The 25,805-nt window shown below is 59.5% G+C and carries 24 protein-coding genes; all 24 read right to left on the bottom strand.

From position 1 onward, the window contains the following. Positions 1 to 4: 4 nt before the first annotated feature. A complete protein-coding gene (locus AC1D2Q_RS17025) occupies positions 5 to 310 on the bottom strand; it encodes an STAS domain-containing protein (RefSeq protein ID WP_019579575.1) in 306 nt (101 codons plus the stop codon). 118 nt (positions 311 to 428) lie between these two features. Next, on the bottom strand, positions 429 to 878 hold the full coding sequence (gene fliJ, locus AC1D2Q_RS17020) for a flagellar export protein FliJ (protein ID WP_018925046.1): 450 nt from the start codon (positions 876 to 878) through the stop codon (positions 429 to 431). Between the two features lie 6 nt (positions 879 to 884). Then, positions 885 to 2,243: a flagellar protein export ATPase FliI gene (fliI, locus tag AC1D2Q_RS17015; protein ID WP_477813921.1), complete on the bottom strand. Its 1,359-nt coding sequence runs from the start codon at positions 2,241 to 2,243 to the stop codon at positions 885 to 887. Continuing rightward, complete coding sequence (fliH, locus tag AC1D2Q_RS17010; RefSeq protein WP_477813920.1) at positions 2,233 to 3,042, bottom strand: flagellar assembly protein FliH; 810 nt, start codon at positions 3,040 to 3,042, stop codon at positions 2,233 to 2,235. The genes fliI and fliH overlap by 11 nt, the downstream gene beginning before the upstream one ends. Before the next feature lie 7 nt (positions 3,043 to 3,049). Further along, complete coding sequence (fliG, locus tag AC1D2Q_RS17005) at positions 3,050 to 4,069, bottom strand: flagellar motor switch protein FliG (RefSeq protein ID WP_003184041.1); 1,020 nt, start codon at positions 4,067 to 4,069, stop codon at positions 3,050 to 3,052. Beyond that, complete coding sequence (gene fliF / locus AC1D2Q_RS17000) at positions 4,062 to 5,849, bottom strand: flagellar basal-body MS-ring/collar protein FliF (RefSeq protein ID WP_477813919.1); 1,788 nt, start codon at positions 5,847 to 5,849, stop codon at positions 4,062 to 4,064. The genes fliG and fliF overlap by 8 nt, the downstream gene beginning before the upstream one ends. Before the next feature lie 15 nt (positions 5,850 to 5,864). Then, positions 5,865 to 6,194 carry a flagellar hook-basal body complex protein FliE gene (gene fliE, locus AC1D2Q_RS16995; RefSeq protein ID WP_018925042.1) on the bottom strand — a complete coding sequence of 110 codons (330 nt, stop codon included), beginning with the start codon at positions 6,192 to 6,194 and terminating at the stop codon, positions 5,865 to 5,867. Positions 6,195 to 6,323: 129 nt separating this feature from the next. Further along, on the bottom strand, positions 6,324 to 7,709 hold the full coding sequence (locus AC1D2Q_RS16990) for a sigma-54-dependent transcriptional regulator (RefSeq protein ID WP_477813918.1): 1,386 nt from the start codon (positions 7,707 to 7,709) through the stop codon (positions 6,324 to 6,326). Positions 7,710 to 7,714: 5 nt separating this feature from the next. After that, positions 7,715 to 8,920 (bottom strand): sensor histidine kinase, encoded by a 1,206-nt coding sequence (locus AC1D2Q_RS16985; RefSeq protein ID WP_477813964.1) that lies wholly within the window; start codon positions 8,918 to 8,920, stop codon positions 7,715 to 7,717. A gap of 128 nt (positions 8,921 to 9,048) precedes the next feature. Next, complete coding sequence (locus AC1D2Q_RS16980) at positions 9,049 to 10,524, bottom strand: sigma-54 dependent transcriptional regulator (RefSeq protein ID WP_026345697.1); 1,476 nt, start codon at positions 10,522 to 10,524, stop codon at positions 9,049 to 9,051. Between the two features lie 172 nt (positions 10,525 to 10,696). Beyond that, positions 10,697 to 10,993, bottom strand: a complete 297-nt coding sequence (gene fliT / locus AC1D2Q_RS16975; protein WP_428632220.1) for a flagellar protein FliT — start codon at positions 10,991 to 10,993, stop codon at positions 10,697 to 10,699. Between the two features lie 10 nt (positions 10,994 to 11,003). Beyond that, entirely contained in the window at positions 11,004 to 11,399 is a 396-nt protein-coding gene (gene fliS / locus AC1D2Q_RS16970; RefSeq protein ID WP_428632222.1) for a flagellar export chaperone FliS, read from the bottom strand. Positions 11,400 to 11,525: 126 nt separating this feature from the next. Continuing rightward, entirely contained in the window at positions 11,526 to 12,962 is a 1,437-nt protein-coding gene (fliD, locus tag AC1D2Q_RS16965; RefSeq protein ID WP_428632225.1) for a flagellar filament capping protein FliD, read from the bottom strand. An 82-nt stretch (positions 12,963 to 13,044) separates the two neighbouring features. Beyond that, positions 13,045 to 13,410, bottom strand: a complete 366-nt coding sequence (locus AC1D2Q_RS16960; RefSeq protein WP_026286326.1) for a flagellar protein FlaG — start codon at positions 13,408 to 13,410, stop codon at positions 13,045 to 13,047. Positions 13,411 to 13,481: 71 nt separating this feature from the next. Beyond that, positions 13,482 to 14,333: a flagellin domain-containing protein gene (locus AC1D2Q_RS16955; protein ID WP_428632231.1), complete on the bottom strand. Its 852-nt coding sequence runs from the start codon at positions 14,331 to 14,333 to the stop codon at positions 13,482 to 13,484. A gap of 253 nt (positions 14,334 to 14,586) precedes the next feature. After that, positions 14,587 to 14,856, bottom strand: a complete 270-nt coding sequence (locus AC1D2Q_RS16950; protein ID WP_428635600.1) for a hypothetical protein — start codon at positions 14,854 to 14,856, stop codon at positions 14,587 to 14,589. Beyond that, positions 14,853 to 16,145 carry a motility associated factor glycosyltransferase family protein gene (locus AC1D2Q_RS16945; RefSeq protein ID WP_428635599.1) on the bottom strand — a complete coding sequence of 431 codons (1,293 nt, stop codon included), beginning with the start codon at positions 16,143 to 16,145 and terminating at the stop codon, positions 14,853 to 14,855. The genes AC1D2Q_RS16950 and AC1D2Q_RS16945 overlap by 4 nt, the downstream gene beginning before the upstream one ends. Before the next feature lie 98 nt (positions 16,146 to 16,243). After that, positions 16,244 to 17,170 (bottom strand): ketoacyl-ACP synthase III, encoded by a 927-nt coding sequence (locus AC1D2Q_RS16940; RefSeq protein WP_018925031.1) that lies wholly within the window; start codon positions 17,168 to 17,170, stop codon positions 16,244 to 16,246. A gap of 229 nt (positions 17,171 to 17,399) precedes the next feature. Continuing rightward, positions 17,400 to 18,452: a pseudaminic acid synthase gene (gene pseI / locus AC1D2Q_RS16935; RefSeq protein ID WP_064619507.1), complete on the bottom strand. Its 1,053-nt coding sequence runs from the start codon at positions 18,450 to 18,452 to the stop codon at positions 17,400 to 17,402. After that, the gene (gene pseG / locus AC1D2Q_RS16930; RefSeq protein ID WP_477813917.1) at positions 18,449 to 19,951 is read right to left on the bottom strand and encodes a UDP-2,4-diacetamido-2,4,6-trideoxy-beta-L-altropyranose hydrolase; all 1,503 of its coding nucleotides are present in this window, start codon (positions 19,949 to 19,951) and stop codon (positions 18,449 to 18,451) included. The genes pseI and pseG overlap by 4 nt, the downstream gene beginning before the upstream one ends. After that, positions 19,948 to 20,643 carry a pseudaminic acid cytidylyltransferase gene (gene pseF, locus AC1D2Q_RS16925; RefSeq protein WP_428635595.1) on the bottom strand — a complete coding sequence of 232 codons (696 nt, stop codon included), beginning with the start codon at positions 20,641 to 20,643 and terminating at the stop codon, positions 19,948 to 19,950. The genes pseG and pseF overlap by 4 nt, the downstream gene beginning before the upstream one ends. A 6-nt stretch (positions 20,644 to 20,649) precedes the next feature. Continuing rightward, positions 20,650 to 21,813 (bottom strand): UDP-4-amino-4,6-dideoxy-N-acetyl-beta-L-altrosamine transaminase, encoded by a 1,164-nt coding sequence (pseC, locus tag AC1D2Q_RS16920; protein ID WP_477813916.1) that lies wholly within the window; start codon positions 21,811 to 21,813, stop codon positions 20,650 to 20,652. Continuing rightward, positions 21,810 to 22,811 carry a UDP-N-acetylglucosamine 4,6-dehydratase (inverting) gene (pseB, locus tag AC1D2Q_RS16915; RefSeq protein ID WP_253420071.1) on the bottom strand — a complete coding sequence of 334 codons (1,002 nt, stop codon included), beginning with the start codon at positions 22,809 to 22,811 and terminating at the stop codon, positions 21,810 to 21,812. Before pseB ends, pseC begins: the two co-directional genes overlap by 4 nt. A 30-nt stretch (positions 22,812 to 22,841) precedes the next feature. Next, entirely contained in the window at positions 22,842 to 25,775 is a 2,934-nt protein-coding gene (locus AC1D2Q_RS16910; RefSeq protein ID WP_477813915.1) for a TIGR00180 family glycosyltransferase, read from the bottom strand. Positions 25,776 to 25,805: the final 30 nt, after the last annotated feature.

Genomic DNA, 25,805 nt, shown 5'->3' with positions numbered 1-25,805 from the left:
ACGGTCAACTGATGTCGAACAGTTTGTCGAAGTTGGAGATGGCGAGGATCTTCTTCACATCGGAACTGCTGTTGACGACACGAATATCGGAATTGTCGCCACCGGCGTGATCACGCAGCAAGAGCAGCATGCCAAGCGCCGAACTGTCGAGGTAGGTGGCTTCCTTCAGATCTACGACAATGGACTCGGGTTTCTTGTTGAGTCGCTCGTAGGACTCGCGAAACTCCTGATGCCGACCGAAATCGAATCGCCCCTTAACCGAAATCGTCAACTTTTGCCCATCCGGGGATACTTCTGTAACGACTGACATTTCACGGCTTCCTTGTCATTGGCGAACGTACGTGTAGAAGGTTTAGCACCTGATGGGGGCTGGAGCAAGGCTGAAAAAAATGTACGGTTTGTGAAATCGCCTTCGCGGGCTACTTGATTCAATACGAATCCTGACGCGGCAACCGCTGGGACAACTCATCCAGCAGCTTCTGCTCGCGCTTGTCTTCCAGTTGCCGCGCTTCATCCATGTAGCGCTGAACCAGTTTGCGCAAGCCTTCGACCCGGGCAAATGCCTGTTGCCAGGCTTCTCGGGCCTTGTTCAGGTTGTTTTGATGCCAGTTCAAGCTCTGGCGCTGCTGGTCGATGGCCGTGCCCAATTGCGCGAGAAAACCCTGATAGCCCAGCAACCACTGGCCCGAAACGCCGCCGCTGCCGCGCACGATCCATTGCTCCTGGTAGTCGAGACGGAAGGCTTCGAGGTCGGCGAGTTTGCTTTCCGCCAAACGAACCTGGCCCTGGAAGTGCCCCAGGCGCTGGACGGCGGTTTTCTCGGCCTTTTCAGCCATGTCCACCACAGGCGCCAGGCGTGCCGCGCGACTCGAGGCCATGACCGGTTAACCGCCTGGCGCTGGCGCGAAGACCGAAGCAAGATGGTTTTCGCTGGCGCCCATGCTGATGTTGTCGTTCAAGCCCTGGCGCAGGTACAGGGACATGGCCGGTTGCAGATTGATCGCGGTGTCGGTTTCCCGGTCACCGCCGGGCACGTAGGCGCCGACACTGATCAGATCGCGGCTCTGCTGATAGCGCGACCAGTATTGCTTGAACATCTGCGCGTGATTCAGGTGTTTGATACCGACCACCGATGGCATGACCCGGCTGATGGACGCTTCAATGTCGATGGCCGGGTAATGCCCTTCCTCGGCCAGACGCCGGGACAGCACGATGTGCCCGTCGAGCACGCCCCGTGCCGAGTCGGCAATCGGGTCCTGTTGGTCGTCGCCTTCAGACAATACCGTGTAGAACGCGGTGATCGAACCGCCGCCCTTTTCGGCGTTACCGGCCCGCTCCACCAACTTCGGCAACTTGGCGAACACCGACGGTGGATAGCCCTTGGTTGCTGGCGGTTCGCCGATGGCCAGGGCGATTTCCCGCTGGGCCTGGGCGAAACGGGTCAGGGAATCCATCAGCAACAGGACATTCTTGCCCTTGTCGCGAAAATACTCGGCGATCCGCGTGCAGTACATGGCCGCGCGCAGACGCATCAGTGGCGCATCGTCCGCCGGCGACGCCACCACCACTGAACGCTTGAGCCCCTCTTCACCGAGGATGTGCTCGATGAACTCTTTAACTTCTCGACCCCGCTCGCCGATCAGCCCGACCACGATAATGTCGGCCTCGGTGAAACGGGTCATCATGCCCAACAGCACACTCTTGCCGACGCCGGTACCGGCGAACAGCCCGAGGCGCTGACCGCGACCGACCGTCAACAAACCGTTGATGCAGCGAATGCCCACGTCCAGCGGCTGACTGATCGGGTCACGCTTGAGCGGGTTGATGGTCGGACCGTCCATCGGCACCCAGTCTTCAGCCTTCATCCCGCCCTTGCCATCCAGCGCACGACCGGCGCCATCGAGCACCCGCCCGAGCATGCTCATGCCCATCGGCAAACGACCGGCGTCAGCCAAAGGAACCACGCGCGCGCCAGGGGCGATGCCCGCGACACTGCCCACCGGCATCAGAAAAACTTTGCTGCCGGAGAAGCCCATGACTTCGGCTTCGACCTGCACCGGGTGATAGCTGTCATCGTTGATGACCATGCAGCGGCTGCCCATGGCGGCGCGCAAACCTTCGGCTTCGAGGGTCAGGCCGACCATGCGCAACAGGCGACCTTCGAGGATCGGCGCGCCAGCCAGCTCCGTGGCCTCGGCGTAGCTGCCGAGGCGTTTGGCGAAGCTGGTGCGATCAAGGCGCATCGGGATGGTCCAGTTCCGGTTCGACCGGGGTGGCGGCAGGCTTCTTGTCGATCGGCAATTCCAGGCTGAGGTCCGGCGCGGCCGGGTGCAACGCCTGATCGTGCAATTGGTCGAACAGCTTGGCCATGACCTGGGTCACACGGGTTTCGATGGTCGCATCGATACGGCTGTGTTCGGTCTCGACCCGGCAACCGCCCGGCAACAAGGACTCGTCCTCGACGATGCGCCAGGTTTCTTCATGGCGCTCGCGCAGGGCTTTGACCTGTTCGAAATCCTGCGGATTGACGTACAGCCGCACGTTGCCCACGCCCAGCGGCAAGAGCTTGAGCGCTTCACGCATGACGTGTTCGATCTGGGTCGAGTCGATGGCCAGCTCGCGCTGAATCACCTGTTTGGTGATGTGCCGAACGAGGTCGACCAGCGACTTTTCAATCTGGGTGTCCTGCTCGGCAATCGGCTCGAACAGGTTAACCATCAACTGTTCCAGGTGCGCGATCTTGGCCGTCAGGGCCACTTCGGCTTCCTGACGGACCTTGAGCGTGGTGCTGTGGAAACCTTCTTTCTCGCCAACCGCGAAGCCTTCGTTGTAGGCCTCCTGGCGAATGCTTTCGAGCTCTTCGAGGGTCAGTGGCTGAACTTCTTCCAGCGGCACTTCTTCCATTTCCGGCGGTTCGGGCTCAGGTTCCGGCTCGGGTTCCGGCACAAACGGGTCGAAGCTGGGCAGCGCCCAGACGTCGAAACCTGCGACGGCCTTGCCACGGATCAGGTCGGTCTGGGACTCATCATGTTTGGACGACATAGTGACCTTAGATCATCTCTTCGCCGCCCTTCCCGCCGAGAACGATTTCTCCGGCTTCGGCCATACGGCGGGCAATGGTGAGGATTTCTTTCTGCGCCGTTTCCACGTCGCTGACACGCACCGGGCCTTTGGCCTCGAGGTCGTCGCGCAACAGTTCGGCCGCTCGTTTGGACATGTTCTTGAAGATCTTTTCCTTGACGCCTTCGTCCGAGCCTTTGAGGGCCAGCACCAGGACGTCCGAGGACACTTCGCGCAACAGCGCCTGAATACCGCGGTCGTCGACATCGGACAGGTTGTTGAACACGAACATGAGGTCTTCGATCTGACCCGACAGGTCTTCGTCGACTTCGCGGATCGAGTCCATCAGCTGACCTTCGATCGAGCTGTCGAGGAAGTTCATGATGTCTGCCGCGCGCTTGATGCCACCCAGGGTGGTGCGCGAGGCATTCGAGTTGCCGGAGAACTGCTTCTCGAGAATCTGGTTGAGCTCTTTCAGGGCCGCCGGCTGCACGGTGTTCAGCGAAGACACCCGCAGGATGATGTCCAGTCGCACCTTATGATCGAAGTTGCCGAGCACTTCACCGGCCTGGTCCGGATCGAGGTACGCCACCACGATCGCCTGGATCTGCGGGTGCTCGTAACGGATCACGTCGGCGACAGCGCGCGGCTCCATCCACTTCAGGCTGTCGAGGCCACTGGTGTTGCCGCCCAGCAGAATCCGGTCGATCAGGCCGTTGGCCTTGTCTTCGCCCAGGGCCTGGGTGAGCATTTTGCGCACGTAGTCGTCGGAGCCGACGCCCAGGCTGGTCTGGTCGCCGACGATGTCGACGAACTCGCTCATGACCTGTTCGACCTGCTCGCGGTGCACGTTACCCATCTGGGCCATGGCCACGCCCACACGCTGGACCTCTTTGGGCCCCATGTGGCGCAGCACTTGTGCGGCATCGGTAGAACCCAGGGACAGCAGCAGAATCGCGGCTTTATCAACCCGGGACAGTTTGGCGACAGCGGCTCGGTTATCACTCATCTGCGTTAATCCACTCTTTCACGACCTGGGCCACGCGACCCGGATCTTCTGCCACCAGACTCTTGATTGCGTTCAACTGTGCGTCATAGCCTTCGCTCGGGCTCGGCAGCAGGATGCTGGTCGGGCCACCCAGGCTGACGCGGTCGTTGGCCAGTTCGCCGTCCAGGCCGCCCATGCCACCCAGTTCCATGTCGCCGCCAAAGCCAGCGAGTTGCTTGTCTTTGCCGCCGCCGGTGATGTTCTTGAGCACCGGACGCAGCACACCGAACACCAGCACCAGGATGAACAACACGCCCAGCACTTGCTTGACGATGTCCCAGAACCACGGCTGGGAATAGAACGGAATATCGGCGATCACTTCACCGCGCTCGGCGGAGAACGGCATGTTGATCACGCTGACGCTGTCGCCACGGCTGGCGTCGAAACCGACCGCGTCCTGCACCAGGCGAGTGAAGCGCGCCAATTCATCGGCGCTCCACGGCGCTCGGGTGGTTTCGCCATTGGCCGCGTTGACCTTGACCTGATCGTCCACCACCACCGACACCGACAGGCGATTCAAACGGCCCTGCTGTTGCTTGGTGTGGCTGATGGAACGGTCGAGTTCGAAGTTCTTGGTGGATTGTTGACGCTTGTCCGCAGGGTACGGCGCCAGCATCGGCTGACCGGTGGCCGGGTCCATGATTTGCTGACCGTTGGCATCGAGCAATGGCTGGCCTGGCTGCACCATGCCGGCCGACGCGGTGGCGCCACCAGTGGTTTGCGGCGCCGAGGCTGGCGACGGCGGCTGGTTGCTCAAGGCACCCGGCACACCTTGCGGGCCATTGCTGGCGGTACGTTGTTCGTTGACCGACTGCTCGCTGCGCAACGCCGGTTGATCCGGGTTGAACTGCTCGGAAGTCGATTCGACGGCGCTGAAATCCACATCGGCCGAGACTTCGGCTTTATAGCGATCGTTGCCCAGCACCGGTTGCAGGATGTTGTGCACGCGCTGGGTGAGCATGCTTTCCATGCGACGGCTGTAATCGAACTGCTTGCCGGCCATGGTCAGTTCGGAGTTTTCCGCCTGATCCGACAGCAGGTTGCCCTTCTGGTCGACAACGGTGATCTGCGATTTGCTCAGTTCGGGAACACTGGTCGCCACCAGATTGATGATGGCGACGACCTGACCTGGCTCCAGCGAGCGACCGGAATACAGTTCAACCAGAACAGAAGCGCTGGGCTTGCGCTCGTCACGCACGAACACCGAACTTTTCGGAATCGCCAGGTGCACGCGGGCACCCTTGACGTTGTTCAGGCTGGAAATGGTCCGCGCCAGTTCGCCTTCGAGGCCACGACGATAACGCGTCGCCTCCATGAACTGACTGGTACCCAGCCCTTGTTCCTTGTCGAGGATCTCGAAACCGATGTTGCCGTCGCTGGGAGTGACACCAGCGGCCGCGAGCTTGAGCCGCGCCCGGGACAGGTCATCGGCCTTGACCAGCAAGGCACCGGAATTCGGTTCGACGGTATAGGGAATGTCGGCGGCGGCCAGGGTTTCCATGACCTGTTTGGCGTCCATACCGGCAAGGCTGCCGTACAGAGGCCGGTAGTCCGGCTGCTGGGACCACAACACCACGGCAAAACCAATCGCCACGCTCGCAGCCAGGCCGACCAACAGGCCCACCTGACGCAACATGGTCATCTCGGAGAGGTTTTCCAGGAAAGACAATCCGAACAGCGGCGGTTTGCCGTCTATTGGAGTGGCCTTGGCCGGAACATTATCGGCGATTGCTTCTGCCATGACTCAATCTCGTCCTTAAACCGGCATCTGCATGATGTCTTGGTAAGCCTGAACCAGCTTGTTACGCACTTGGGTCAGTGCCTGAAAAGACACGCTGGCCTTCTGTGAGGAAATCATCACGTCCGTCAGGTCAACGCCGCTTTTACCGATCTCGAAGGCACTGGCCAACTGATTGGACGCCTGCTGGGTGTCGTTCACTTTATTGACGGCCTGACCGAGCATGTCGGCAAAGCTGCTGCCACCCACTTCAGGGACTGCGGCAGTCGATTTCGGCGCAGACATGGCATCCATTTGCATGGCGCGCATATCCAGCATCAACCGGTTGAATTCAATACCTTGGCTCATGGTCTGCTCTCTTTGGCTACTCGCAATTTTTTGACACTCACTCGGCGAGTAGTGAGGTGTTAGCAACAAGGGTGCCAGCTCCGTGGCCGCTCTAAACAAAAGCTCTCCTGTGCTTTAGTTTGCCGACCGTTACGTGGCGAACAAATACGCTTCCACATCCATTCCAGCGTCACGCATCTGCGCCAGCTTGTAGCGCAAGGTGCGCGGGCTGATGCCCAGTCGCTCGGCGGCTTCCTTGCGCCGACCGCGCTCGGAGCGCAAGGTGTCGATGATCATCTGGAACTCACGGCGCCGCAGGTCATCGCCGAGGGCGCCCGCCGATTCGGCTTCGACCTCCACAACGCGCGCAGGCGTCGGCGTCAATGCTGGCAATGGCGCACACGCCACAGGCCCGGCCAGGCAGAAATCCTGCGGCTGGATCAAACCGCCCTGCTGCAGAATCAAGGCCCGCTGGATCGCGTTATCCAGTTCACGCACGTTGCCCGGCCACGGATAACCAATCAGGCACGCCTGCGCCTCGGGCGAAAGCTTTGCCGCGGCGTGCTTCATTTTATTGACGTGTTTGGCCAGCAGGCGCTCGGCCAGCGGCAGGATGTCGGCGGTGCGCTCGCGCAGCGGACGCCAGGCCAACGGGAACACCGACAGGCGATAGTAAAGATCTTCGCGGAAACGCCCCGCCGCCACTTCACCGGCCAGGTCACGGTTGGTGGTAGCGACCACTCGAATGTCCAGCGTGATCGGCTTGCGGGCGCCGACTCGCTCGACTTCACGCTCCTGCAGTACGCGCAGTAACTTGGCCTGCAGACCAAGGGGCATTTCGGAAATTTCATCGAGCAGGATCGTCCCGCCATCGGCCTGCTCGAACTTGCCGGCCTGCGCCGCGATGGCGCCGGTGAACGAACCCTTTTCGTGACCGAACAAAGTAGCTTCAAGCATGTTGTCCGGGATCGCTGCGCAGTTGATCGCAATGAACGGCTGACTGGCGCGATGGGAGTGCTGATGGATGTAACGCGCCAGCACTTCCTTGCCGGTCCCGGACTCACCGGAGATCAACACCGTGGAATCACTGCGCGCCACGCGCGCAGCCAATTCCAGCAATTGCGCACTGGCCGGCTCGAACGCCACAGGCCCCTCGCTCTCGATCGCGCCGAGATTGCCCAAGGCGTGGCGCGCCACCAGATCGAGCAAGGCTTTGGGCTCGAACGGCTTGACCAGATAATCCGCCGCGCCCTGACGCATGGCGTCGACCGCACGCTCGACCGCACCGTGAGCAGTCATCAACAACACCGGCAGTTGCGGCTGACGAGCCCGCAGCAATCCAAGCAACTGATGACCGTCCATGCCCGGCATGTTGACGTCACTGACCACCAGGTTAAAGGCCTCGGTGCCAACCGCAGCCAGCGCCTCTTCCGCCGAACCGACAGCGGTGTAATCGTGTCCGGCAAGCACCAGCGTATCGGCCAGTGCTTCCCGTAGCGCGCGATCATCCTCGACCAGTAAAACCTTGATGGTCATATCCTTCACTTCACTCCCTGAGCGCTGGACTGCTCACCCGCGAAAAGCGGCAGGATCACCTGCGCGCAAGTGCCGCGACCCGGCCGCGAACGCAACTGCAATTCCCCCTGATGAGCACGGGCCACTGCCTTGACCACGGTCAGCCCCAGACCGGTACCCGTGGTTTTGGTGGTGAAAAACGGCTCGCCCAAACGTGCCAACACTTTCGTGTCGATACCACTGCCGCTGTCGCTGACCGATACGCGCAGGTTGTTGTCGCGGGTATACAGGTGAACCTTCAAACGGACGTCCCCGGCACTGGCCTGAATAGCGTTTTCGATCAGATTGAGGATCGCTCCGACCAGCGTGTCGCGATTGCACAGCAACTCACCGGCATGACTGTCGCATTGCCAACGCACCGGCAGATCCTGAACATGAGTCAGCGCCGCCGCTTGCAGCGACTGCATCAGCATTTTTGGGGTGACGCGATCGGTCAACGGCAGCTCACCGCGAGCGAACACCAGCATGTCGCGCACCTGGTGTTCCAGCTCATGCAGACGCTCTTTCAGGCGGCCGGCAAAACGCTGCTGCGTGGCGACCGGCAGCTCCTGCTCAGTCAAATGACTGGCATAGAGCAACGCGGCTGACAACGGCGYACGAATCTGATGGGCCAACGAGGCGACCATGCGACCGAGCGACGACAGGCGCTCATGGCGGGCCAGTTGATCTTGTAGATGACGGGTTTCAGTCAGGTCGTTGAGCAACACCAACTGACCGGGTTCGGCATCCAGCGAGCGGGTAGCGATCGACAGGCGCCGACCGTCCTTGAGGGAGATTTCGTGGCCGTCGTCTTCGCGCGGCGCAAAGCATCGAGCAATGACGTGGCGCCATAGCTCGCCTTCGAGGGGCAAGCCGAGCAACTCACACGCGGCGGGATTGGCTTCACGCACGATGCCTTGGGCGTCGATGACGATGACGCCGCCAGGCAATAGATCGAGGAGGTTTTGCAGCCGGTTGGCCAGACGCTCTTTTTCCGCCAGCTCCTGCATGCGCTGGGCGCTGACCACCGCCAGCTCACCCTTGAGCTCGGTGACCCGGGCTTCGAGCATGCTGTAGGAATCGGTCAATTGGCTCGACATCTGGTTGAACAGCGCAAACGCCTGCTCAAGGCCAAGCCGGCTTGCCTGCTCTACGGACGACGGTTGCCCCGAAACATCAGGGACAGGAGACATCTGGGCGGCTTGGGGCATTGTGCTCTCTCGCGTGGTTGACCGTCAGTTAAACGGAACGTTGCGAGGGATGTAGCAATACCCGTGCCTAAAAAAAACTGCCTATAAATGAAGGGGTTGAAAAACAGGCGTCAATCATCCGCCTGTTCATCACCATCACGACGGCTCATGCCGTACTTGCGCATCTTCTCCACCAGGGTCGTGCGACGAATACGCAGCCGTTCGGCCGCCCGCGCCACAATGCCGTTGGCGTCATCCAGCGCCTGCTGAATCAACCCTTGCTCCAGACCGCCGAGGTAGTCCTTCAGGTCCAGGCCTTCCGGCGGCAGCAGCGCATTGGCGGTGAAGTCCGGGGTATGACCGTTGATGGCCACCCGCTCTTCGAGATCACTGCGCAGGCTATCGACCAACTGCTCATCTTCGTCATCGACGTAGCGGAATTTCTTCGGCAACTCGACCACCCCGATCACCCCGTACGGGTGCATGATCGCCATGCGCTCCACCAGGTTGGCCAGCTCGCGAACGTTGCCCGGCCAGCCGTGACGGCACAGCGACATGATCGCCGCCGAGTTGAACCGGATCGAGCCGCGCTTCTCGTGCTCCATGCGCGAGATCAACTCGTTCATCAGCAACGGGATGTCTTCGACGCGCTCGCGCAGTGGCGCCATCTCGATCGGGAACACATTCAGGCGATAGTAGAGGTCTTCGCGGAACGTGCCGATCTCGATCATGCTTTCGAGATTCTTGTGAGTTGCCGCAATGATCCGCACATCGACGCTTTGGGTCTTGTTGCTACCCACGCGCTCGAAGGTGCGCTCCTGCAAGACGCGCAACAGCTTGACCTGCATCGGCAACGGCATGTCGCCGATTTCATCCAGGAACAGCGTACCGCCGTTGGCCAGCTCGAAACGCCCGGCACGACTGGTGATCGCCCCGGTGAAGGCGCCCTTCTCGTGACCGAACAATTCGCTTTCCAGCAACTCGGCCGGAATCGCCCCGCAGTTGACCGGAACGAACGGCGCTTCACGACGCTTGGAGTGGTAGTGCAGATTGCGCGCGACCACTTCCTTGCCAGTGCCGGACTCACCGAGGATCAGCACGCTGGCGTCGGTGTCGGCGACTTGCTGCATCATCTGACGGACGTGTTGAATCGCCCGACTGGTGCCAACAAGGCTGCGGAAAAGATTCGGTTCACGGTGACGACCGCGCTCACGGGCCTGGTCATACATCTCGCGATAGACCTGGGCACGGTGCAGCGAATCGAGCAGTTTGCTGTAGCTGGGCGGCATTTCGAGCGTGGAAAGCACTCGGCGACGCTGGTCTTCCGGCAAGTCAATGGAAGAATTATCGCCCATTAACAAAACTGGAAGGAACTCATCCCAGGTTGAGAGTGTCTTTAACAGGCCCAAAAGTGCACCAGGAGCATTTACCGTCCCGATGAGGACACAGATTACTTCACGACTTGATGACAGAGAGCCGACCGCCTGCTGCCAGTCATGGCTGCCACAGGGTAAATTTTCTTCGCCGAGAAAATTTAAAATCACCGCCAAATCGCGGCGGCGGACGCTATCGTCATCAATCAGCAGAATTTTGGTTTCACGCCACATGCAATAGCAACTTCCCTAGTCAACTCAATGCCCAAAATGAGGGGCAAGCTAGACGCTTGCAGACACGTTGTGCCTGTAGACGCCTGAAATCTGGAACCAGCCACTAGTTAAGTCAAAAAACCGTGCACAGTCAAATTTATGGCGCACTATGTTTGGATTAACTGAGGGTTAATTAACCAAACAGATGGTAAACCTTTGCCGCGCTCTGTGCTTGGTGGATCTGCGACATCTCGTCGACTATCGCCTGACGCTCCCCCGTCGCCGCTGCCAGAAGCTGTTTATACACCCCCAGCAACTCCTCCAGGTTTTCGCGCAACGCGGTCTCGTCCACCGAAGCTTCACTCAAGACGTCTTCCATGCAGGAACGGCAAGCCAGGTCCAATTCACCGATGGCTTCCCAGTTACGCTCGGCCAATGCCTCGACCAGGGCGTCCCGGGTATGCTCGATTCGCTGCAATACAAGACTCATGGTGATCTCCTTAAAACTGGGGAGCAGGTGCGCCAATAGCATCCCAACCGTCTTTCACCGTGCGAAGCAGGTCGGAGACTTCGTCGAGGATTTTTGGATCGGTCCTGAGGTTGGCTTCCGCCAAGCGCTTCATCATGTAGGCGTAGAGATTATCCAGCTCACTGACGGACTCTGCCTGCTTCTCCAGGTCCAGCCCCTCTCGCAATCCACCGATAATGCCGATGGCCTTGCCGATCAGAACACCTTTGTTCGGAATATCCTTACGCTCCATCGCGCCTTTGGCCTGGGCGATACGATCCAGACCGCCTTCCATCAGCATCTGCACCAGACGATGGGGACTGGCTTCGGAAGTTTGCGCCTGAGCGCCAATCTTCTGGTATTGGCGAAGGGCTAACATTGGATTCATGTTGTACCTCATCAGAATTCTGTGGTTCGCATAACCAGTGTATCGACGATGCGTCAAAAAACTTTAGATTCAAAAACAAAAAGCCCGGAGCGTGTAAACGCTGCCGGGCTTTTGGCACTATGAGTGTTACGAGTTCTTCTGCTGCGCGGTCATGGCTTCGAACATCGACGTGATGTTACTGGCTGTCGCTTTCAGCTTGCCGACAAGCGTATCCATGTCATTGTACTTTTTGGTCAGTACCGAGGTCAGGGTCTCTATTCGGCGATCCAGGGCGTCCTGGTCATTGCTCAACTTGGTCTTTGTCTTGTTCAGACTTGTTGTGCGCTGATCCAGAACACCGCCAGTATCGGTGAACGGTGCGATAGCCTTCGTCATGCGCGCCAACAGACCATTGTCGCTGCCAGCGTCACCGACAAACATCTTCTGGACTTCACCGCCCAGCTTCTTGTCATTCATGGCGCTGGTGAACTTGGTGCTGTCGAAGTTGAGGGCACCGGTTTTTTGATCGGTGGTAATACCCAGCTGCGCCAGAACAGTCAGTTTGTCACCCGCTCCGGTTTCCGCCAGCGGACTGCGTATGGACGAGAGAATCGAACGCGGCAACGCGTCGCCGGTCAATGCAGCCGAAACGGTCGGCTTGCCATTATTGTCGAGCGAAGGCTTGGTCAATGCCGTGATGCCGTTGGCCAGAGCATTGTAAGCATCGACGAACTTCTGGATCGACGCTTTCAGACCATCGTTGTTGCTGGCCACAGTAACGGTCGAAGTACCGGTCGCCACCAAGCTTAAGGTTAGCCCGGAAACAGCCTTGTCTACTGTATTGCTCTTGCTGGTCAGCGCCATACCATCGATGGAGAAGTTAGCATCAATGGCCACAGCACCGATCGAACCGGCCGAGGTAGCGGTCATTGCCGGGCCGCCGCTGGCGCCAACGACATTGCTGCCGTCGATAGTCAGCTCCGAAATGCCGCTGACGGAAATGTCAGAGCCCGCACCGGTCGTGGTCGAGCCAAGTACCAGGCGCGAACCGAAGGAGTCGGTGACGATGTTGGCACTGATACCTGCGCTCTTGAGCGAGGTATCGGCGTTGATCGAATCGCGAACCGATTGCAGCGTCGCCCCGGCCTTGATGTCGACGTTGTAGGTGCTGGTGCCCTGCGTGATGCTCAACGTACCTGCAGTGATCGGGCTGGTCGTACCGCCGGCGAACGCTGCGCTGGTGACTTTCGAAGCCGTGGCCAGATTATCCACTTTCACGACGTAGTTGCCGTTTACCGCCGAGTTGCTGGCAGTGGCGCCGACGATCTTCACATCGGAGGAAGTGGCTGCAAAACCCGGAAATTGCGGGGTAGTCGTGCTGCCCAGATCCTTCATGGCCTGATTGAAGGCAGCCATCAGCGACTTCAAGGTACCAATGCCGGAAATACTCGCGGTGTTGGTCGCAGTCCCACGGTCGATCTGACCTTGCTTGGCGGCTTTGTCAGCGTTTACCAAGGCTTTGACGATAGCACCGGTATCAAGGCCGGAGCCTAAACCCGTGCCCGGTAGAATTGGACTTGCCATGTGGAACTCCCTTCAGTGTGTCGCCGGCCTTTTGACCACTACAACGCCCAAAAGAACATAGCAACAAAATTCGTGCCAGTTGTCAGACTTTTGCGCTGAACAACAGGCTGCTTGCATCATTCAAACTGTTCGCCAATTTAAGGACTTCTTCGTTGGGGATTTGACGAATCACCTCACCGGAGTCACTGGCAATCACTTTGACCACAACTTTTCCTGAAGGCTCGTCAATCGAGAACTCCAGGTTACGCTTGACCGATTGAACGAACTTTTCGATTTCCTGAACGGCCATCTTCAGTTTTTCCTGCTCGGTCTGGTCTTTTTTACCTTCTTCCTTGACGGCAACCACTGGCGCAGTTTCCGCTCGAGGCTTTTCCGCAGGCTTGTCGGCAACAGTCGTCGCCTGCTGGGCCGCAGGATAAGACAAGTTCAGCTTGACGCTCATATCCATGTCCATCACCTCTTAAAGTAAAAAGCGAGAGAGCGCGACAAGCGCACTCCCCCGCCAAAACTCATCAGCTATTACTGAAGCAGTTTCAGTACAGCGGATGGCAGTTGGTTGGCCTGAGCCAGAACTGCGGTGGAAGCTTGTTGCAGGGTTTGTTGCTTGGTCAGCTGTGCAGTTTCAGCAGCGAAGTCGGTATCTTGCACGCGACCCAGTGCAGCACTGGCGTTTTCGTTGATGTTCTGCAGGTTGGAGATGGTGCTGGTCAGACGGTTCTGGGCAGCACCGAGGTCCGCACGGCTGGTGTTGATAGTTTTCAGTGCCGCGTCGATTGCGTCGATTGCAGCTTTGGAGCTCGCTTCTGCAGTGGCGCTGTCGTTACCAGTGATGGCGATGGCAGCAGAGTCAACGCTCAGGGTGGCAGCATCGAAGCCGCTATCCAGAGTGATGGTGATCTGGTTGGTAGCGCCAGTGTTGGAACCGACCTGGAAGGTCATGGTGCCAGCGGTGCCATCGATCAGGTTTTTGCCGTTCAGGTTGGTCGACTTGGCAATACGGGTCAGTTCGTCCGACATGGTCGCGAACTCTTTGTTCAGAGCAGCACGGTCGTCGGTACCGTTGGAGTCGTTTCGCGATTGAACAGCCAGTTCACGCATACGCTGCAGAATGTTGGTCGATTCTTGCATCGCGCCTTCAGCGGTCTGAGCAATCGAGATACCGTCGTTGGCGTTTTTGATCGCCATGGTCTGACCGCGGATCTGCGAAGTCATACGGGTAGCGATTTGCAGGCCGGCGGCGTCGTCTTTAGCGCTGTTGATTTTCAGGCCGGAAGACAGGCGAGTCATCGAAGTCGACAGAGCATCAGAAGCCTTGTTCAGGTTTTTCTGTACGTTCAACGATGTAACGTTAGTGTTTACTGTTAAAGCCATGACGAATTCCTCGTTGGTTGGGTACTGCGGCTTCCGGCCCTGGCAACCGCCGGGTATGGCCTAGAGAACCTTCGTAATAGTTATCGTCGGGATTGCAACTTGCTTTAGGGGATTTTCGAAAATATTTGCCATCACGTTGCCACCCCCCATAAACAAAGGACTTGGCCACACTCAAGCAACGAAAAAATGACGTCAGGGAATTGCCGGCGACAGGTTGGCGAAACCACCCCGGCGCCGGCAGAAGAGAAACTGCTTAAAAGGACAGAGTGTCGGTCATCAGCCGGACCAATTCGTACTCGAGGTAATCCGCCAGGGCGAGCCAGTTTTGTGCTTCCTGGCAATCGAGCATCAGGCCGAGCAAAAACACCCATTGCTGCTGAGCATCCTTTGACGCCTGATCGAAGGACAACTGCACCGTCGAGATCAGTTCGATCATTGCCAGCCCCGCTTCCACATCACGCCCCAACCGAAACAACGCCGCACACTGCTGCGAACCGACAATAAAAGACTGCAGCTCGCTCATACCGTCAACTCCGGGTGAAACACCGCACCGGCGATCATCGCCCCTGCCCGGCTGCTGTTATAGAAACGCACCCGTGGATGACCCGCGATAAAACGCTCCAGCTCACACAAATAACTGCGGAAGTTGAGCTGCGTCTTGATCCGCTGGCCATGCCCGTCGAGCACCCAGTGTTTCGCCGCACTCAGTTGCGGGCCAAGGTCGCCATCGTTCCAGCCGGCATGGGTCTTATCGCCGGGAAAGGCAAAGTCGGCGCCGAACAGAGTGATCTGCGTTGCGCCCATCTTCACCGCAAGGTCCACCGCTGGATGAATCACGCTACCGCCCACATAAAGCTCACCCTTGGGCCATTGCTGACGCAGCTGTTGGTAGATCGGGCTGGCGGAATAACCGGTATAACGCCGCCCCTGCCAAGCCTGAAGCACCAGAGGATCGACCATAGGCATGTACGCCAGTGTGATCGCGGACGTGTCTTCGGGAGGCAGATGTCGGGCCGAGATACGCTGGTCAATGCTGACCACTACGTCGGGACGAATGCCATGATTGAGTAGTGGCCGGTAGGCAGTATCGACACAAATGAACAACGGTCGCACCGCCCGCTCGCGAATCGCCCGCAAGCGATCGAAGTGCAGCTCAAGACTCGGGCCCGTGGCAATGACGAACACTTCCTGCCCGGCACGGGAACCGAACAACTCGGCCACATCACCATCGGTCTGCACCAGCGGCAGGCTCGCCTGCAAGCGCTCGACGATGTTTGGAGCCTGAGGGTCAAACTCACGGTTATTAAACGCCAGGTGGGTTTCGCTGATCAGGCGATCGCGGATCTTGGCATTGAAGTCATCGGCCAGCACCAACTCCGACGGCAATGCAAAGAACGGCAGCCGGATTTCCGCCAGATCGCCGGCATACAGCAACTCAACTCGCGGATCGCCAAGCCACGGCTGTTGATCAAGTAATTGCAGCACCAGCGCAAACACCGCGCCGTTGAGGATATGCACATACAAGCGCTCAAGCCCGGCGCGCTGCAGCAACTCCATCTGCAGATCGCCAAGCCCGGTGCCGTAGACATGCGCCACAGGGCTGTCGATGGGCAGACTGTCGGCCTGAAGCCTGGCCTCGCGGGTGCGGTCATGGCGACTGGTCAGCTGGATGCCGTTGATGCTCAACGTCGAACCCAGGCCCTCGACCAGATCGGTCTGTAACAGGCTTGAGTCTTCAACAAGCAAACGCGCAGACAGTAATGGCCAGCGGCGCTGTATGACCTCAGCGTTGCGCTCAAAGAACTCGCTCATGGAGCCTCGCTTTTCATTCGGGCAAAAAAATAGCGCTCAAGGTTACACCTTGAGCGCTATTTTTGTGTCTGGCTTTCTTTGACTAAGAGAGCCGAGGATCAAGGACGATAGATGATCGCCGATCCCCAAGACAAACCAACACCAAAACCGCTGAGCGCCACACGCTTCCACTTGGAATCGAGCACGTGTTTTTCCAGCAGTAATGGAATGCTCGACGACACGGTGTTACCGGTCTCGACCATGTCCTTGAGGAACTTCTCGGGTTCGCCCTCGAAGCGTCGCGCCACGGCATCGACAATCGCCGCACTGCCCTGGTGGATGCAGAAGGCATCGATATCGTCGGCCGTCAGGCCCGAGTCGCCCAGCAGCTCGTGCAAATGCGCAGGGACTTTGAGCAGCGCGAAGTTGAAGACTTGACGGCCATTCATGAAGAACACGCCATCGGTGACCTTCAGGTGCGGCGCACCGGAACCGTCGGTGCCGAACTTGGCCTTGCCCAACTGCCATGGAGCGTCTTCGCCCATCCAGGTGGCGGTGGCGGCATCGCCGAACAACATGGTGGTGTTGCGATCTTCCGGGTCGACGATCTTCGAATACGGATCGGCGGTCACCAGCAAGCCATTCTTCAGGCCTGCGGCTTCCATGAAGCCCTTGATGGCGTAGATGCCGTAGACGTAACCGGAGCAGCCCAGGGAGATATCGAACGCAGCCACGGTGGTCGGCAGGCCCAGCTTGTCCTGAACGATGGCGGCGGTGTGCGGCAGACCTTCTTCGTCGCCGTTCTGGGTCACGACGATCAGCACGTCGATGGCTTCACGCTTCAATTCAGGGTTGTTGGCAAACAGCGCGTTGACTGCTTCGACACACAGGTCCGAGGTTTCTTGCCCGGCGTCTTTGCGCGGCAGGAAAGCCGAACCGATCTTGCCCAGGATGAACTCTTCATCCTTCTCGAATTTTGCACCTTGTGCGTAATTGTCCACGCCGGCTACAGGAACGTAGCTCGCAATGCTCTTTATGCCAATCATTACGGCTTCCCAATAATAAACAGCCCAATACCACCGCTCGCAAGGAATCGAGGGGCGCCGACAAACAACGAATAACGTCGCCCTCAACGAGGTGACAGAGGGAAGAGTAAAAGGCCATCACAGAGCCAAAAGCAGGCCAGGCGCCCTCTTCCCTATTTATACAATACAGTGAAGATGCGCGTAATGACTCGCAGGTCACGCTATTTTGCCGAATCAGCCCCACAAGCGGTTATTCGACCAGCGACCAATCCAGCGGCGTTCCGCGCTTGATGGCCTGGCGGGCACGGCGGCCCAGAAGGGTTTCAGCGTGTTTCGGGGCCAGCCCCAGACCCGGACGGATGGCCCGCAGATTGGCGGCGGTAAAAGGCTCACCGGCGATCATGTCCTGGGTGACATACAGCGACCGGCGGTACACCAGGGACTTGCGCTCGGCGTCAGTCACGCCGTAATGCACCTGGCCCATGGCCTGCCAGGCGCGCTCGGTTTCGACCACCAGGCTGGCGAGTTCGGCCGGTTCCAGGGAGAAACTGGCATCCACGCCTCCGGCGGCACGGTCGAGGGTGAAGTGTTTTTCCACCACTGTCGCCCCCAGCGCTACGGCGGCGACAGACACCCCGACGCCCATCGAATGGTCGGACAAACCGACTTCACAGCCAAACAACTCACGCAGATGAGGAATCGTGCGCACGTTGCTGTTGGCAGGCGTCGCCGGGTAAGTGCTGGTGCACTTGAGCAACACCAGGTCCTTGCAACCGGCCTCTCGGGCGGCTCGCACGGTTTCATCGAGCTCAGCGATGCTGGCCATGCCGGTGGAAATGATCAGCGGCTTGCCGGTGGCCGCAACCCGACGAATCAACGGCAGATCAGTGTTCTCGAAGCTGGCGATCTTGTAGGCCGGCACATCGAGGCTTTCGAGGAAGTCCACCGCGGTGTCATCGAACGGTGTGGAAAACGCCAGCATGCCCAGCTCTTTGGCCCGGGCGAAAATCGGCGCGTGCCATTCCCACGGCGTGTGGGCCTTTTCGTACAGCGCATACAGCGAAGAACCGGCCCACAGGCTGTTGGGGTCCTTGATGAAGAACTCGCCTTCGGACAAGTCCAGGGTCATGGTCTCGGCGGTGTAGGTTTGCAGCTTCAAGGCATGGGCGCCGGCCTTGGCCGCGGCTTCGACGATTTTTATCGCCATGTCCAGCGACTGGTTATGGTTGCCGCTCATCTCGGCAATGATGAACGGTGGCGCATCGGCACCGATCGAGCGGTTGCCGATCTTGAAACTGGTCATTGTTCTGGATCCTTCAACACGCGCGTGAACGCGCAAGCACTCTGAGTAAAACCACCCTCGCGGAAAACCTTCAGCGATGGCTGATTGGCCGGCAGCACCTGAGCGGTGATGGCCTCAAGTTGTGGCCAATGCGCCGTGACGAACGCTTCGCCCCGCGCCAGCAGCGCCCTGCCCCAGCCCAGGCCGAATCGGCCTTCGAACAGATAGATCGAGACCTCGGCCCGAGTACCGTCAAGGTCATAGCGCAGCATACCGACCGGGCCGTCATCCGCCTCGGCAATCAACAGCAGTCGCTGAGGGTTGTTCAGGCTCGCGGCCAACCAGACCTGATGCCGCTGCCAATCGATGGCGTGGGTGTCCAGCGACCAGCGCCGTACCGCCTCGGCATTACGTCCCTCGAACAACAATTGCGCATCGTCCGGATCGGCTCGACGCACCTGCAGTACCGCTCCCGCCAGTGCTGCCGCCACCCGCTGCGCGCCACGGCCATCGACCAACTGCCGTGAGCGTTCGGCCATACTTTGACGAAAACCTTGATTGCCTACGACAAAACCGATGGCTTGGCGCAACTGCTCGACGCTGACATGCTCGCGGTCGCCCAGGAACACATGAGCGCCCGAGGTCGCCATCACCTCGCCGTTGGCCTGCTGATTATTCGAGACCGCAATGCAGATCGTCGGCAGCCCCATGGCCGCCCGCTCCCAACTGGTGCCGCCACCAGCGCCGACAAACAGGTCAGCCTCGGTCATCAGCCGGTAGAAGTCGCTGACAAAACTGTGCAGGCGCCAGTTCGGACGATACGCCGCCAGCGCCTGCATCTGCTCCCAGGACGGGTTGTCGGCACCCGCCACGAAATCGACCTCCAGCTCATGAAGGTCCGCCAGCGCCAACATCGCGTGGTGGGTCTGCATGGCCACATCGAAGCCGCCGAAGTTCACCAATACTCGCCTGGCCCGAGGCTTGATCTCGACCGCCGGGCAGCAGAACTCATCGCGCAACATCGCAAAACGTGGACCGAGCAAGGTCTGGCAGTCGGGCGTCAGCAGCGAGGCATAAGCCTCTGGGGTGCCCGACAGATTTTGATTGAGCAGCAGATCGACGCGGTACTGCCGAGTTGCCAGGTCATCCACCGCCGCGATCCTCGGTGCCCAGCGACGGGCCGCGGTCTGCCAGTGATGATCGAGGCCATAGTGGTCGACGATGATCCAGTCGAAAGCCGGATGGTTTTCCAGGGCTTGCGCCAGCGCGGCGATGTCCGCCTGCCACGGCAGCATCGACTCGATGGCCTGCTGCGGATCTTCATCGGGGTAGCGCGCCGGCAGCGCGAAGGTCTCGAAGCCCTCGCTGGCCAGGCTGTCCAGTCGATGCCCCGGCAGCAGACGACAGGCGAAGGCAACGTGCGTGCCCTGCTTGCGCAACACCCTGGCCAGGGTCAGGCAGCGGGCAATATGGCCGCTGCCAATGGTTGGCGACGCGTCAGCGCGGATCAGTACCCTCATTGCAACTCACCACCAGCCTTCAATGCGGCGTAAAGGTATTCGGCGCGTTTCCAGTCTTCAAGGGTGTCGATATCCTGTACCAGGTAGCGCGGCAGAATCACCGGCAGGCTCGCCGGGGAGAACAGCGCATCACCACGCAACCAGGCCTCGCTGCGTCCCCAGTAGAACTGGCCGGCGTCTTGAAAGGCTTCGGGCAAGTCCTGGGAACGGGTGTCGCGAAACTCCGGATAGAGCGAGGTCAGGGCGCCCTGCGCGTCGAGGGTCAAGGCCCGCTGCACCGGGAAACCAAAACCGGTGACTGAAAACGCGAAAGATTTGTCCGGGTGCTGCACCAGCAACTCATGCCCCTGACGCAGATAACGCGCCTGCAGCAATGGTGCCGTCGCATAGACGCAGCAGGTATGGTCGAACGGCGGCAATTGATTCAAGGCATGCACGATCACCGCCGCAGTCCCGGTGAAATCGTCAGCCAGTGCCGCAGGCCGCATGAACGGCACCTGAGCGCCATTGGCTCGTGCGACGTCGGCGATTTCCTCATCGTCGGTACTGACGATCACCTGATCGAACAGCTCTGATTCCAGCGCCGTGCGAATCGAACGGACGATCATCGGCACGCCGTCGAACGGCTTGAGGTTCTTGCGCGGGATTCGCTTGCTGCCACCGCGGGCCGGAATGATCGCAACACAGCTCAAGAGTCACTACTCCTCAAGGATCAGTCGTCGCAATTGCTCGACCACATAGTCCTGTTGTTCATCGCTCAGCAGAGGAAACAGCGGCAGGCTGATGGCCTCGGCGTAATAACGTTCGGCCTGGGGGAAATCACCCTCGGCAAAACCCAGGTCGCGATAGTATGGCTGCAAGTGCACGGGAATATAGTGCAGATTCACCCCGACACCGGCCGCTCGCAAGCCTTCGAACACCTGTCGATGACTGAGGTTGATCCGCTCCGTCTGCAAGCGCACCACGTACAGATGCCACGCCGATTCGGCTTCAGGCTGCGTACTGGGCAAGGTCAGCGGCAAGTACGCCAGCAACCGGTCGTAACGCGCCGCCAGTTCGCGTCGACGCTCGATAAAGCCATCGAGCTTGTTCAGCTGTGACAGACCGAGTGCCGCTTGCAGGTCGGTGATCCGGTAATTGAAGCCCAGCTCCACTTGCTGGTAGTACCAGGGGCCGTGGCTGGGTTCGGTCATCTGCTCGGGGTCACGGGTCATGCCGTGGTTGCGCAGGCGTTGCAAGCGCTCGGCCAGTTCCGGGCGATTGGTCAGCACCATGCCGCCTTCGGCACTGGTGATGATCTTCACTGGATGGAAACTGAACACGGTCATTGCCGCGAATTCACCGCAACCCACTGGGCGCCCGGCATAGGACGCGCCGACCGCGTGGGAGGCATCCTCGATCACCGTGAAACCGTAACGCTCGGCCAGTTCGGCGATCATGCGCATATCGCAGCTCTGCCCGGAGAACGCTACCGCCACCAGCACTTTCGGCAGCTTGCCGTCGCGCTCGGCGATTTCCAACTTCGACGCCAAGGCGTAGGCATCGAGGTTCCAGGTCAGCGGGTCAATGTCGACAAAATCGACGTCGGCGCCGCAGTAGCGACCGCAGTTGGCCGAGGCCAGAAAGGTGTTCGGCGTGGTCCACAACCGATCGCCCGGCCCCAGGCCCGCCGCGAGGCAGGCAATGTGCAACGCCGCCGTGGCATTGCACACCGCCACCGCGAAATCGGCCTGGCAACGCTCGGCCATGGCCTGTTCGAAACGCTCGATGGTCGGCCCTTGGGTCAGCCAGTCGGACTGCAACACGGCGACCACCGCATCGATGTCCGCCTGATCGAGGCTTTGCCGACCGTAGGGAATCATGCCGACAACTCCGCGTGCAGGTCAGCGATCTGGCCGACCGACAGGAAGTGCGGGTTGGTGTCGGAGCGGTACTCGAAGTCTTCGCTCACCGGCCGGCCCTGCTCCCCCAGTTTGTCCACGGCAAAATCCACGTCGACACTGGTGAAGCGGATCGACGGCTGAATGGTGTAGTGATCATCGAACTCCAGGGTCATGCGCGCGTCATCCAGCGGCACCATCAACTCATGAAGTTTTTCCCCCGGACGAATGCCGACGTGTTTGTGCGGCAAATGGTCAGCCATGCCCTGCGCCAGATCGACGATGCGAATCGACGGAATCTTCGGCACAAACACTTCACCGCCGTGCATGCGGGCGAAGCTGTCGAGCACAAACTTCACGCCGTGATCGAGGGTGATCCAGAACCGCGTCATGCGCTCATCGGTGATCGGCAGCTCTTTGGCGCCCTCGGCAATCAGTTTGCTGAAGAACGGCACCACCGAACCCCGTGAGCCGGCAACGTTGCCATAACGCACCACGGCAAACCGGGTTTGCTGTTCGCCGGCAATGTTGTTGGCGGCCACGAACAGTTTGTCCGACAGCAACTTGGTCGCGCCGTACAGATTGATCGGGCTGGCGGCCTTGTCGGTGGACAGCGCGACGACTTTTTTCACGCCGTTGTCGATGGCCGCGGCAATGATGTTTTCCGCGCCGTTGACGTTGGTGCGGATGCATTCGGTGGGGTTGTATTCCGCCGCCGGCACTTGCTTCAGCGCCGCGGCGTGCACCACGTAATCGATACCGCGCATGGCCTGGCGCAAACGGTCGGCGTCACGCACATCACCAATGAAGTAACGCATGCACGGCGCGTTGAACGTCTGCTGCATCTCGTACTGTTTGAGCTCATCGCGGGAAAACACCACCACCCGCTTGGGCTGGTATTGCTCCAGCAACCGGCGGATGAAATTGCGCCCGAACGAGCCGGTGCCGCCCGAGATGAAAATCGATTTACCGTTGAACATGCCTTGAGTCCTTTTACCTGTCAGCCAGGCTTATGCGAGCAACTGCGCCCAGTTCACACTGGTCGGTTCGCCGAGAGTAAAGCCCTTGCCGGTCAAGGCCAGGTTCTGGTTGTAGGCGACGTCCTGGGCGAAGCGTGCCTGCCATTTGTCTCGCAGGGCAGCGGCTGATTGTGGGTCGTCCGCCAGCACACCCGGGTGACGGATCTGCGCCTGTGGGCACCATACCGTCAGGTACCCGGCATCGGCGATTTTCAGGCACAGGTCGATATCGGCATACGCTGTGTCGAAATGCTCTTCATCCAGACAGCCAACGCCTTCGAACAGCTCCTTGCGAATCATCAGGCAGGCGCCGGACACCGCAGAGTAGTTTTGCTCGACCTGATTACCAAACAGATAGCCCTTGGTGTCTTTGCTTTCACCGACAAACACCGAACCGATCAGACCGTTGAGGCCCAAAATCAACCCGCCCTGGGTGGTGACACCACGGCCATCTACCAATTTGGCCCCGACAATCCCGACTTCCGGACGCTGGGCCTGATTGAGCAGGCTATCGAGCCAGTTGGCGCTGACCACCTCGGCTTCGGCAGAAAACAGCACCAGGTACTCGCCTTTGCCCTCACGGCTGGCGAGGTTGTACAGCGCCGAATTACTCAGCCGCTGCCCACTGCGCAATACACGAATCCGCTCGCCCTTGCCTTCCAGGCTGCTCAGCCATTCGGCCAATTCTGGCGATTGGCTGTGGTTGTCGACAATCAACACTTCATGACGTTGATAGCGAGTACGCTGCAGCAGGCTGACCAACGCTGATTGCAGCTGCTCAAGGTTGTCCTGACTGTGGAGGATGATCGACACCATCGGCCGTTCGCCATGTTGATAGTCGATCTTCCAGGTCTGTGGCAACGCCGAGCCGACCTGGGCGCGGTAGCCACGGTTGGCCAGATGACGGGTCAGCACTTGACGCTCATGGGTATTTTCCTGCGCAGGCGCTGCGTTGCAGATCAGCAGTGGCTCGGCCAGATGCGCCAGGCCTCTCAGCCCGCCGTCTTCGATCAGACGCAACAGCAAATCGAATTCCAGCGCCTCGGTGTACTCACTGGAGAAACCCTTGGCTTGAACCAACACATCGCGCTGGATCAACCAGTGCCGCGCCATTAGTGAAGGCACGGTTTGCAGTAGATCGAGGTTGACCCCGGGACGGAACACATCCGCCAGTACTCCGCTCGGCTGGCGCTGGACTTCGTCCATCGCCACAGCGCGCACGCCTTCGGCGCCGATCAGCTCGAGACTGGCACGCAGCAGACCGCTGGCGGTGAACTCGTCACCGGCTTCGGCCAGCAACAGCCAGTCGGCGGTGGACTGGGTAACCGTCTGGTTGATGCGTTCCACATAGTTGGTCGCGCTGACCTTAACGAAGTGTACTGTGTCGCGAACGCTGGTAGTGGCCGGCAAATCGCCGGTGGTGAATACCACCACCTTAAACGCCTTGCAGTGGCTGCTGACCAGACTGTCGAAGGTCGCCTGAAGCTTGACCATGTCGGCGTCCAGATCCAGCAGCAGGATGCCGAATTGCGGACCACCGTTGTGGCTGGCCAGATGTTGGGAAATAGCCGGCAGCTGCGCGACATCCGGACTCCGCGCTTCCAGCCATTCGAGCAGACGCCCGGACGGCATGTTTTCGAACAACTTGCGGTCTTCCTGCCCTGGCACGGAACTCAAGCGATCCAGCCAAGCCTGCAATTTGAGCCCTTCTTCATGCTCTTCTGTGTCCAGCAGCGACTTAGCCAGGCGCTTGACCACCTCGCGGTTGAACATGTTCAGCGTGAGCGCCTCCCAGAGCCGCGCACGAAGAGTGCGCTCGTTGTCGTTGGGGTGGACGCGCATCAGTTCACGCTGCTTGAGCAGCACTCCTTCCAGTTCCTGAAGCTGCACCCGGCCAGCCGGCATGGCGTGCAGCAAAAACTCGAACTCGGTCAGCAGATCGAACATCGGCTTGTTGTAAAACGGCATCTCGACAAACTGCTCGGGTGCAAATGAGCGGACCGGCTCCTTTCCTGGCTCAACCCAGGCGGAACGAAAGATTGGTGTGCCTGTGAGCGAGCGACCTTCGAGCAAGCACTGAGCCATCTCGGTGAAACTGTTCAGCGCAATCTGTTTGACCGCATTCGAATCCTGATCGCTGAGTTGCGTCGGAATCGAAGCCAGAAACTCGGCAAACTGCTCGCGCTCGGCAACGGATTTCGCATCCTGATACGCCAGGACGGTCAACACGTTGGTGTTGTGATCCGAGTTGCCGTAATTCACCTCGCGCACAGCAAAAGGAATCGGCAGGATCCGCGCCTTGGCACAGGCCAGCAGGTAAAACGTATGGCCGACCTCCTGCCACTCGAAACTGGTACCGGCCGGCAACTGGTTGTACCACTGCTGCAGGAGGTCAGTACGGGTCACGGCATAGAACGGGGGCAAGAACTGGCCCATGAATTCCATGACCCGTGTTTCAGGTTGCGGCGAGTTGTAGTCTTCCTGCACCCGCTTGTCGCGGCGGTAGTAGGTCACCTCGGCAGCACGGGTCAGGTACATCATCCCGTAGCCATGGCACAGGCCATAGTCAGGATTGGCATGCAGAAATTCGACCGATGCGGTCAGCGCGTCATGAATCAGGAAGTCATCGTCGGCGGCGAATACCATATAAGGTGTAGTGACCTGATTGACACCATAGGTCAGTTTGTCCTGCAGGCCTTTATAGGTGTACTGCGGCAAATGGTGATAATCGGCCGACGGGAAATCGGTCGCAATGCCCTCATCGCACTGCGCGGAAGAGTCCAGTACAAGCACCTTGGCGGGATAGCGGCTGTAGTACTGCAAGGTGCGTCGCAGGAACGCCCTGCGGTTGTGGGTGATGACCACCACCGTGAACAGCTCGTTCAGCGGTGTCACGTTGGTTTGAGTGCTGCTTTGAACCTGCATTTTCCTATCCCCACAACCGGCCGATCGCCA

Source organism: Pseudomonas sp. P1_A1, from assembly GCF_056406935.1.
Note: the sequence above shows the minus strand (reverse complement) of the source record. Positions and strands in the feature narration are given on the sequence as shown.

Coding starts and splice junctions, on each gene's coding strand:
- AC1D2Q_RS17025 (WP_019579575.1), bottom strand. CDS start 310: ATGTCAGTCGTTACAGAAGTATCCCCGGATGGGCAAAAGTTGACGATT.
- fliJ (WP_018925046.1), bottom strand. CDS start 878: ATGGCCTCGAGTCGCGCGGCACGCCTGGCGCCTGTGGTGGACATGGCT.
- fliI (WP_477813921.1), bottom strand. CDS start 2,243: ATGCGCCTTGATCGCACCAGCTTCGCCAAACGCCTCGGCAGCTACGCC.
- fliH (WP_477813920.1), bottom strand. CDS start 3,042: ATGTCGTCCAAACATGATGAGTCCCAGACCGACCTGATCCGTGGCAAG.
- fliG (WP_003184041.1), bottom strand. CDS start 4,069: ATGAGTGATAACCGAGCCGCTGTCGCCAAACTGTCCCGGGTTGATAAA.
- fliF (WP_477813919.1), bottom strand. CDS start 5,849: ATGGCAGAAGCAATCGCCGATAATGTTCCGGCCAAGGCCACTCCAATA.
- fliE (WP_018925042.1), bottom strand. CDS start 6,194: ATGAGCCAAGGTATTGAATTCAACCGGTTGATGCTGGATATGCGCGCC.
- AC1D2Q_RS16990 (WP_477813918.1), bottom strand. CDS start 7,709: ATGACCATCAAGGTTTTACTGGTCGAGGATGATCGCGCGCTACGGGAA.
- AC1D2Q_RS16980 (WP_026345697.1), bottom strand. CDS start 10,524: ATGTGGCGTGAAACCAAAATTCTGCTGATTGATGACGATAGCGTCCGC.
- fliT (WP_428632220.1), bottom strand. CDS start 10,993: ATGAGTCTTGTATTGCAGCGAATCGAGCATACCCGGGACGCCCTGGTC.
- fliS (WP_428632222.1), bottom strand. CDS start 11,399: ATGAATCCAATGTTAGCCCTTCGCCAATACCAGAAGATTGGCGCTCAG.
- fliD (WP_428632225.1), bottom strand. CDS start 12,962: ATGGCAAGTCCAATTCTACCGGGCACGGGTTTAGGCTCCGGCCTTGAT.
- AC1D2Q_RS16960 (WP_026286326.1), bottom strand. CDS start 13,410: ATGGATATGAGCGTCAAGCTGAACTTGTCTTATCCTGCGGCCCAGCAG.
- AC1D2Q_RS16955 (WP_428632231.1), bottom strand. CDS start 14,333: ATGGCTTTAACAGTAAACACTAACGTTACATCGTTGAACGTACAGAAA.
- AC1D2Q_RS16950 (WP_428635600.1), bottom strand. CDS start 14,856: ATGAGCGAGCTGCAGTCTTTTATTGTCGGTTCGCAGCAGTGTGCGGCG.
- AC1D2Q_RS16945 (WP_428635599.1), bottom strand. CDS start 16,145: ATGAGCGAGTTCTTTGAGCGCAACGCTGAGGTCATACAGCGCCGCTGG.
- AC1D2Q_RS16940 (WP_018925031.1), bottom strand. CDS start 17,170: ATGATTGGCATAAAGAGCATTGCGAGCTACGTTCCTGTAGCCGGCGTG.
- pseI (WP_064619507.1), bottom strand. CDS start 18,452: ATGACCAGTTTCAAGATCGGCAACCGCTCGATCGGTGCCGATGCGCCA.
- pseG (WP_477813917.1), bottom strand. CDS start 19,951: ATGAGGGTACTGATCCGCGCTGACGCGTCGCCAACCATTGGCAGCGGC.
- pseC (WP_477813916.1), bottom strand. CDS start 21,813: ATGATTCCCTACGGTCGGCAAAGCCTCGATCAGGCGGACATCGATGCG.
- pseB (WP_253420071.1), bottom strand. CDS start 22,811: ATGTTCAACGGTAAATCGATTTTCATCTCGGGCGGCACCGGCTCGTTC.
- AC1D2Q_RS16910 (WP_477813915.1), bottom strand. CDS start 25,775: ATGCAGGTTCAAAGCAGCACTCAAACCAACGTGACACCGCTGAACGAG.